The 7,113-nt window shown below is 71.6% G+C and carries 6 protein-coding genes and 1 pseudogene; 3 read left to right on the forward strand and 4 right to left on the reverse strand.

Annotated features, from left to right (window positions below; all coding sequences use genetic code 11):
- The 4 genes and pseudogenes from ACYVE7_RS25860 to mtrA all read right to left on the reverse strand — a co-directional run.
- Positions 1–204: pseudogene (locus tag ACYVE7_RS25860) on the reverse strand (ComF family protein); the annotation flags it as partial.
- Positions 205–250: 46 nt separating this feature from the next.
- On the reverse strand, positions 251–2,035 hold the full coding sequence (locus ACYVE7_RS25865; protein ID WP_460368047.1) for an LpqB family beta-propeller domain-containing protein: 1,785 nt from the start codon (positions 2,033–2,035) through the stop codon (positions 251–253).
- A complete protein-coding gene (gene mtrB / locus ACYVE7_RS25870; RefSeq protein WP_460368048.1) occupies positions 2,032–3,642 on the reverse strand; it encodes an MtrAB system histidine kinase MtrB in 1,611 nt (536 codons plus the stop codon). Before mtrB ends, ACYVE7_RS25865 begins: the two co-directional genes overlap by 4 nt.
- A gap of 20 nt (positions 3,643–3,662) precedes the next feature.
- Positions 3,663–4,340 carry an MtrAB system response regulator MtrA gene (gene mtrA, locus ACYVE7_RS25875; RefSeq protein ID WP_344838804.1) on the reverse strand — a complete coding sequence of 226 codons (678 nt, stop codon included), beginning with the start codon at positions 4,338–4,340 and terminating at the stop codon, positions 3,663–3,665.
- Positions 4,341–4,603: 263 nt separating this feature from the next.
- Between mtrA and ACYVE7_RS25880 the strand changes: the two genes are divergently transcribed.
- The 3 genes from ACYVE7_RS25880 to ACYVE7_RS25890 form a co-directional block, all read left to right on the forward strand.
- Complete coding sequence (locus ACYVE7_RS25880) at positions 4,604–5,563, forward strand: hypothetical protein (protein WP_460368050.1); 960 nt, start codon at positions 4,604–4,606, stop codon at positions 5,561–5,563.
- The gene (locus tag ACYVE7_RS25885; protein ID WP_460368051.1) at positions 5,563–6,180 is read left to right on the forward strand and encodes a DUF4129 domain-containing protein; all 618 of its coding nucleotides are present in this window, start codon (positions 5,563–5,565) and stop codon (positions 6,178–6,180) included. Before ACYVE7_RS25880 ends, ACYVE7_RS25885 begins: the two co-directional genes overlap by 1 nt.
- Positions 6,177–7,113: DUF4350 domain-containing protein (locus ACYVE7_RS25890; protein ID WP_460368053.1), on the forward strand; the 937-nt coding region annotated here is incomplete at its 3' end. The genes ACYVE7_RS25885 and ACYVE7_RS25890, both read left to right, overlap by 4 nt.

Below are 7,113 nucleotides of genomic sequence, written 5' to 3' on the forward strand. Positions count from 1 at the left end.
CGCCGCCAGCGCCCGCGCCAGCGGCCCGGCCAGCCCCGCACGGCCCCGCTCCTTGTAGGAGACCAGCATCGCCCGGACCGGCCCGGCGTACACGGCCATGCTCCAGACCCTCCCGGCGGAGACGGGACGCCCCCGCAGCAGCTCCTGGCAGCCGGCACAGACCACCGGCCCCGGATGGCCGCAGCCCGCGCACCGGTCGGGCATCACCAGCTCCCGAAGCCCGCCGAAGATCCCCAAGACCGGTCCGCGGTCAGCCGGGGTAGACGGGCTCGGTGACGTCCCCGTTGGTCTGGACCTCGGTCCACTGGCCGAACTCCTGCAGGTCGGAGTAGTCCTGCTCGAAGACCGTCGACGCCTCGTGGTCGGTCTCGCCGTCCTTCGGCACCCGCACCCCGATGAAGATCTTGGTGGGGGAGGCGGTGATCGTCATGGGTTTGCCGGGGATGCTGCCGCCGATGTACCTGACCTTCCCGCCGCTGACGGGCACCTGGAAGGGGAGCACGCTGGTGCCGGTGCCCTCGGCGCGACCGAGGACGGCGAGGGTGTCGGCGTTCAGCCAGGTCAGATCGGTGATCGAGGACAGGTCGGCGTTGATGGTGCGGAAGTCGCCCATCGCGGGCGCGCCGTTGAGCTCCTTGAGCTCGGCCATCTGGATCTCGGGCCGGTCGCCGTTGCGGATCAGCAGCGCCACCCGGACGCCGTCGCGCGCCACGCGCAGCGCGTCCACCTTGGTCAGCGGGGTCTCCAGCCCCCAGGGCACCGGGACGGCCCTGGCCATGCCGGTGCTCCAGCGGTGCAGGGTCGCGCCCGAGCCGTCCTTGTTCCTGGCGACCATCCACAGGTTGCCGTGCCGGTCCCAGCTCGGGCGGAGCAGGTTCTTGTCCTTGGCGACGGTCAGCACGGGGCTGGCGGTGGTCGAGCCCGGCTTGCTGACCAGCACCGACCTGCCCTCGACGGCCGAGACGAGCTGTTCGACCCCGATCGAGCCCGCGGGCTTGGTGATGGAGCGGCCCTGGAAGGCGGGCAGCGGGCTCTCCGGGGCGTCGAGACCGGCCAGCCGGCCCGCGGAGGTCAGCACGTAGGGGGTGGTGGTGCCGCCCGCGAAGTCCGGGTCGACGCGGACGAAGTCGTCGGTCGTCCAGCCGTCCTTGCCCGCCGCCGTCTTGATCGCCTTGCCGTCGATCTTCAGCCGGATGTTCTGGGCGCCCGGCACCTGCCGGAGCGTCCACATGATCTGCGCGGCCATCTGCTGGGGGTCGCCCGCGGCGGCCTCCTTGCTGAGGCTGACGGTGACGGTGCCGTCGTCGGTCTGCTGGACGGGCTCGGTCAGGCTGGTCTTGTTCGGGATCGCCGTCCGCACCGAATCCTGGGCGGCGAGTGGGCTGTTCAGCAGCGCGTCGACCAGCTTGGACGGGCGGCTGGCCTGGCTGACCAGCGGCAGGAACACCCAGCGCGGCACCAGCACCTGCTGGTCGGGCGCGTAGAAGTACAGCTTGGTGGTGCGGTAGGACCGGTCGACGGCGCTGCTCAGCAGCACCATCTGCGGCGGCCGGCTGACGATCCGCCAGCGGCCCGCGCTGATCTGCTTGAGCGTGAAGACGTACCGCTTGGTCCGGTCGTCCTTGGCCGTGTACAGCCCGGACGTGGTGATCTGCCCGGTCAGATTGCCGTAGATGGTGACGGTCGCCTCGTTGGCGCCCATGTCGACGTCCGGCAGGGGCGTCTCGCCGGTCGGGTCGGCGATCACCTCGACGTCGGGGGAGCGCGGGTCGAAGACCGCGCCCGGCACCAGATAGGACTCCAGCAGCTTGACGTCGTCCCGGTCGGCCATCGCCGTCAGGAACCCCTCGACGACCTTGACGGGCGACCAGCCGTCCTGCGGGCTGCTCGGGATGATCCGGACGTGCGGGTCGTCGAAGGAGCCCGCCCTGTCCTGGTCGGCCCGGAAGTCGACGGGCCCGCCGGTCGGGAAGGTGGCGCAGCCCGTCCCGGTGAGCGCGACGGCCGTCAGCGTGATGGTGAGGCGGCGGTTCATTCGGCCACCTCCAGATCGACGAGATAGGTGCGGTGCAGTTCGACTTCGGCCGGGACCAGCGGCAGCGGGCTGCCGCGCAGCTCGGCGCCGGCCACGCGGGGGAGCGAGAGCCGGAACTGGGAGCCGAAGCCCCGTTCGCCCCAGGCCTGGAGCCACCCGCCGTGGAGCTGGGCGTCCTCGCGGGAGATCGACAGGCCGAGCCCGGTGCCGCCGATGGTGCGGGCGCGCGACGGGTCGGCCCGCCAGAAGCGGTCGAACACCATCTGCGCCTCGCCGGGCCGCAGCCCCACCCCGTGGTCGCGGACGGCCAGGGCGACGGCGTCGCGGTCGGCGGCGACCGTCACCACGATCTCCTTGCCGTCGCCGTGCTCGACCGCGTTGAACAGCAGGTTCCGCAGGATTCTGGCGACGCGCCGCCGGTCGACCTCGGCCATGGTGGCCTCGCCGGGAAGCTGGAGCACGATCTTGCTGCCGCGCCGTTCCGCGACGTCCTCGACATCGCCGACGGCGGCCAGCACCAGATCGCGCATGTCGAGCGATTCGGCGTCCAGGGTGGCGGCGCCCGCGTCGTGCCGGGAGATCTCCAGCAGGTCCGACAGCAGCGACTCGAACCGCTCCATCTGCGACTGCAGCAGCTCCGCCGACCGGCTGACCATCGCCTGGAAGTCCTCGCGGTGCTCGTACAGCATGTCCGCGGCGATCTTCATGGTGGTGAGCGGGGTGCGCAGCTCGTGCGAGACGTCCGAGACGAACTGGCGCTGCACCTGCGACAGGCCCTCCAGCTCGGAGATCTTCTCCTGGAGCGTGGTGGCCATGTCGTTGAACGAGCGGCCCAGTTTCGCCAGGTCGTCCTCGCCGCGGACCTTCATCCGCTCCTCCAGCCGGCCGGAGGCGAGGCGTTCGGCGGACTGGGCGGCCAGCCGGACCGGGATCACGACCTGCCGGGTGACCACCGAGGCGATCGCGGCGAGCAGCAGCACCAGTGCCGCGCCCACCCCGACGAGCGTGTTCTGGACCCGGCTGAGGGTGCCCTCCTCCTGGTCGAGGGGGAAGAAGTAGTAGAGCTCGTAGAAGCCGAGCCGGGCGCCCGCGACCAGCCCGGGCTGGTCGTCGCGGCCGTCGGCCCAGCCGATCCGGGCCAGGGTCGAGGCCTGGACGCCGGGCTTCTTCTCGATCTGCTCGCGGAGCCTGTCGGGCACGCTGTCGGGGGCCACGCCGTTGCCGGTGAAGCCGCGGTAGCTGTCGTACTGCACCGCCCGGTTCCAGACATAGACCCCGTACGGCCCGGACGGCGCCGACCGGCCGCTCAGCTCACGCGCGACCTGCTCGCTGACGTCCTTACCGCCCGCGACCTGCACGTTCGCCACATTGGTGCGCAGAATGATCAGGCCCTCTTCGAGCTGCTGCTGCGCGGTCCTCGCCTTGCTCTCCAGCAGGGCGCTGGCGATCTGCTGCATGAGGAAGACACCGAGCACCGCCACCACCACGGCGGAGATCAGCAGCGTGATGGTGACCACGCGGACCTGGATCGAGCGGCGCCAGGCCACATAGGAGCGGTTCCACACGCCGCGCACCAGGCGGCGTGCGGCGCGCAGCGCACGGTTCATCGGACTGCCACCGGACCGGTTCAGGCCGGTCCGGCCTTGTAGCCGACCCCGCGGACGGTGACCACGATCTCCGGGCGCTCAGGATCCTTCTCGATCTTGGCGCGGAGCCGCTGGACGTGCACGTTGACCAGCCGCGTGTCGGCGGCGTGCCGGTAGCCCCAGACCTGCTCCAGCAGGACCTCGCGGGTGAACACCTGGCGCGGCTTGCGGGCCAGGGCGACCAGCAGGTCGAACTCCAGCGGAGTCAGCGGGATGTGCTTGTCGCCGCGCTTCACCGAGTGGCCCGCCACGTCGATCGCGATGTCGCCGATCTGGAGGGTCTCGGGGGCGGGCTCGTCGGTGCGGCGCAGCCGGGCCCGCACGCGGGCGACCAGCTCCTTCGGCTTGAACGGCTTGACGACGTAGTCGTCGGCGCCGGACTCCAGGCCGAGCACCACGTCGACGGTGTCGCTCTTGGCCGTCAGCATGACGATGGGCACGCCGGATTCGGCGCGGATCTGGCGGCACACGTCGATGCCGTCGGCGCCCGGGAGCATCAGGTCCAGCAGGACGAGGTCGGGCCGGGTCTCCCGGAACGCCTCGAGTGCCTTGTCGCCGTCGTGCACGAAAGAGGGCTCGAAACCCTCACCGCGCAGCACGATGCCCAGCATCTCAGCGAGCGCCAGATCGTCGTCGACGACCAGTACACGTCCTCTCATGCGCCCTCATCGCCTACTCGTCTTGGAGGTTTAAGGCCTCGGCTTTGCGGAATGCCCATTCCTTTGAAGCGGGCCTGGCCAGTCAGGGTACCCGCGTTTACCGACCTACCGCGCCCTCAATCACGGGAAACCTCGACGATCTCACCACGTGGGATGTACTCTGCGTTCCGATTTGACTACGACACGCGATAAGGCCGGTCGGGAGGGCGGGAGTGGTGAGGTTCGGGATCTCCTGGATATAAGCGGCATGGCAGGATGTCCGCGTGCGAATTGACCGGGCGGAACTGCTGGGCGGGGAGGTCCCCTTCCGGCCGGTCGGCGTGGCCGAGATGATGGACACCGCGCTCGCCGTGATGCGGCGCTGCCCGCGGGCCGTCCTCGCGCCCGCCGCCGCCGTCGTGACCCTCGTCCAGGTCGGGCTGACGCTCGTCGAGTACTACTTCGCCGGGCCCGAGGTCGCCGACTCCGACGCCCCCGAAGAGGTCCTGCGCGCCGTCGGCAGCCAGTTCGTCTTCACGGTGATCGGGCTGTCGGCGACGGGGCTCGCGATCCTCGTGCTGGCCGGCTTCTACGCGCCCGTCATCGCCCGCTCCTTCTTCGACCTGCCCGCCGAACCCTGGCGCGACGGGCGGCCGCGCCGGTTCGCGGTGCTGGCCGTCGCGGTGGCCGGGATGGTCTGGCCGGTGCTGCTGTTCCTGCTCTGCCTGGCCCCGTTCATCCTGGTCGCGGGCACCGACGGCTCGGCCGCCGCGGGCATCGTGCTGGGGCTGCTCGGGTTCCCCGCGGGCCTCGCGCTCGCCTTCTGGGTCTATGTGCTGGTCGTGCTGGCCGCGCCCGCGATCGTCATGGAGCGGCTGTCGGTGGTGGCGGCGCTCGGGCAGGCGCGGCGGCTGGTCAAGGGCGCCTGGTGGCGCACCTTCTTCACCCTGCTGCTCGCCTCGCTGATCACGGTGTTCATGGGGTTCGTGGCGCTGCGGCTGCCGTTCGTGCTGATCGGGATGCTGGCGTTCGGCTCCGACCCGCAGGGCGGCGCGGAGGTGGGGGCGCTGGCCGTCGACACCCTCGGCCGGATCGTCAGCTGGACGATCACCGTGCCGTTCGACGCGCTGGTGATCTCCTCGCTCTACTTCAACCGGCGGATGCGGCGCGAAGGAGTCGACTTGCGGCTTCAGACGCTGCGGGAGCTGCCGTCCGACTTCATGGCGCTGTGGGGTGGCCGCTGATGCTCGACCCTGTCACCCGCGACCAGGGCGCGGAACTGGCCCGCAGGGAGCTGGAGAAACCGATCTACCATCGGGACGCCCCCAACTTCGTGGAGAAGATGATCGACCAGGTCAGGGAGTGGCTCGACGGCGTGTTCGCGCGTGCGCCCGACGGCCCCGGCCAGGGCGGCGGCGACTTCACCGTGCTGATCCTGGTCGCGCTGGCCGTGCTGCTGGCGGTGGCCGTCATCTGGTGGATGCGGGGCCGCGGCAACGCGAAGGCCGCGAAGAAGGCGCTACTGGACGAGACCCCGTCCAGCGCGTTCGACCACCGGACCGCCGCCGAGGCGTTCGCCGCGCAGCAGCGGTACGCCGAGGCGATCAGGGAACGGCTCCGCGCCATCGCCCGCGACCTCGAGGAACGCGCCATCCTCGACCCGCGGCCAGGACGGACCGCACAGGAGCTCGGCGCCGAGGCCGCCGTCCTGCTGCCCGTCGACCTCAGCGCGGGGATCGGGGTGTTCGACGACGTCTGGTACGGCGACCGGCCCGGCACCGCCGAGGGGTACGCCCTGCTCGTCTCGCTCGACGAGGCCGTCCGCGCGGCCAAGCCCAGACCGCTGGAGAGCGTCGGATGACCGTGCAGAGCTCGGAGAGCGCGTCCCAGGTGGTGGGCCGCCGGTTCCGCAAATGGCGGCTGCTGGTGTTCGCGCTGCTCGCGATGATGCTCGTCGCGCTGGTGCTGGCGGCGCTGCGGCCGCCCAAGACCAGCGGCTACCTCGACCCCGACTCGGTCACCGACGACGGCACCCGCGCCCTGGTGGAGATCATGAAGCAGCGCGGGACGGCCGTGGAGGTGGCCCGCTCGCTCGGCCGGGCCGGGAGCGGCGGCACCCTCGTCGTCGCCCACACCGAACGGCTGAGCTCCGACGATCTCGCCAGGCTCGGCGCGCTCGGGACCAGCACCGATCTGGTGCTGCTGGAGCCGGCCCGACGCACCCTGGACACCCTCGCGCCGGGCGTCGTCCGCGCCGGTTCCTCCTACGGCTCCGCCGCGCCGGGCTGCGCGCTCGCCGAGGCGGCGGGCGAGGTGGACTTCGGCTCGTCCGCGCTGTACACGACCTCCGGCGAGGCGCAGGTCTGCTTCGCCGAAGAGGGGGCATCCGAGGGCCGGGTCGTGCAGCTCAAGAACGCCGCCGGGCGGACCGTGACGGTCGTCGGCTCGGCCACCCCGTTCACCAACGAACACCTCGACGACGAGGGCAACGCCGCGTTCGCCCTCAACCTGATCTCCGCCGCCGACGGCGTCACCTGGCTGATGCCGCCGCTGCCCTCCGGCGACGGCACCGGCGACCAGAGCCTCGGTGATCTCGTCCCCGACGGGGCCCGGCTGTTCCTCTGGCAGGTCGCCATCGCCGTCGTGCTGATGGCGCTCTGGCGGGCCCGGCGGCTCGGCCCGGTGGTGGCCGAGAAGCTGCCCGTCGCGGTGCGGTCGGCGGAGACCGTCGAGGGCAGGTCACGGCTGTACCGGGCGCGCCGCGCCAGGGACAGGGCCGCGCTCGCGCTCCGCG

The sequence above is a fragment of the Actinocorallia lasiicapitis genome, assembly GCF_054778695.1.

What these genes read in the sequence shown, in the direction of transcription:
- ACYVE7_RS25865 (WP_460368047.1), bottom strand. Translation starts at nt 2,035, where the DNA reads ATGAACCGCCGCCTCACCATCACGCTGACGGCCGTCGCGCTCACCGGG.
- mtrB (WP_460368048.1), bottom strand. Translation starts at nt 3,642, where the DNA reads ATGAACCGTGCGCTGCGCGCCGCACGCCGCCTGGTGCGCGGCGTGTGG.
- mtrA (WP_344838804.1), bottom strand. Translation starts at nt 4,340, where the DNA reads ATGAGAGGACGTGTACTGGTCGTCGACGACGATCTGGCGCTCGCTGAG.
- ACYVE7_RS25885 (WP_460368051.1), top strand. Translation starts at nt 5,563, where the DNA reads ATGCTCGACCCTGTCACCCGCGACCAGGGCGCGGAACTGGCCCGCAGG.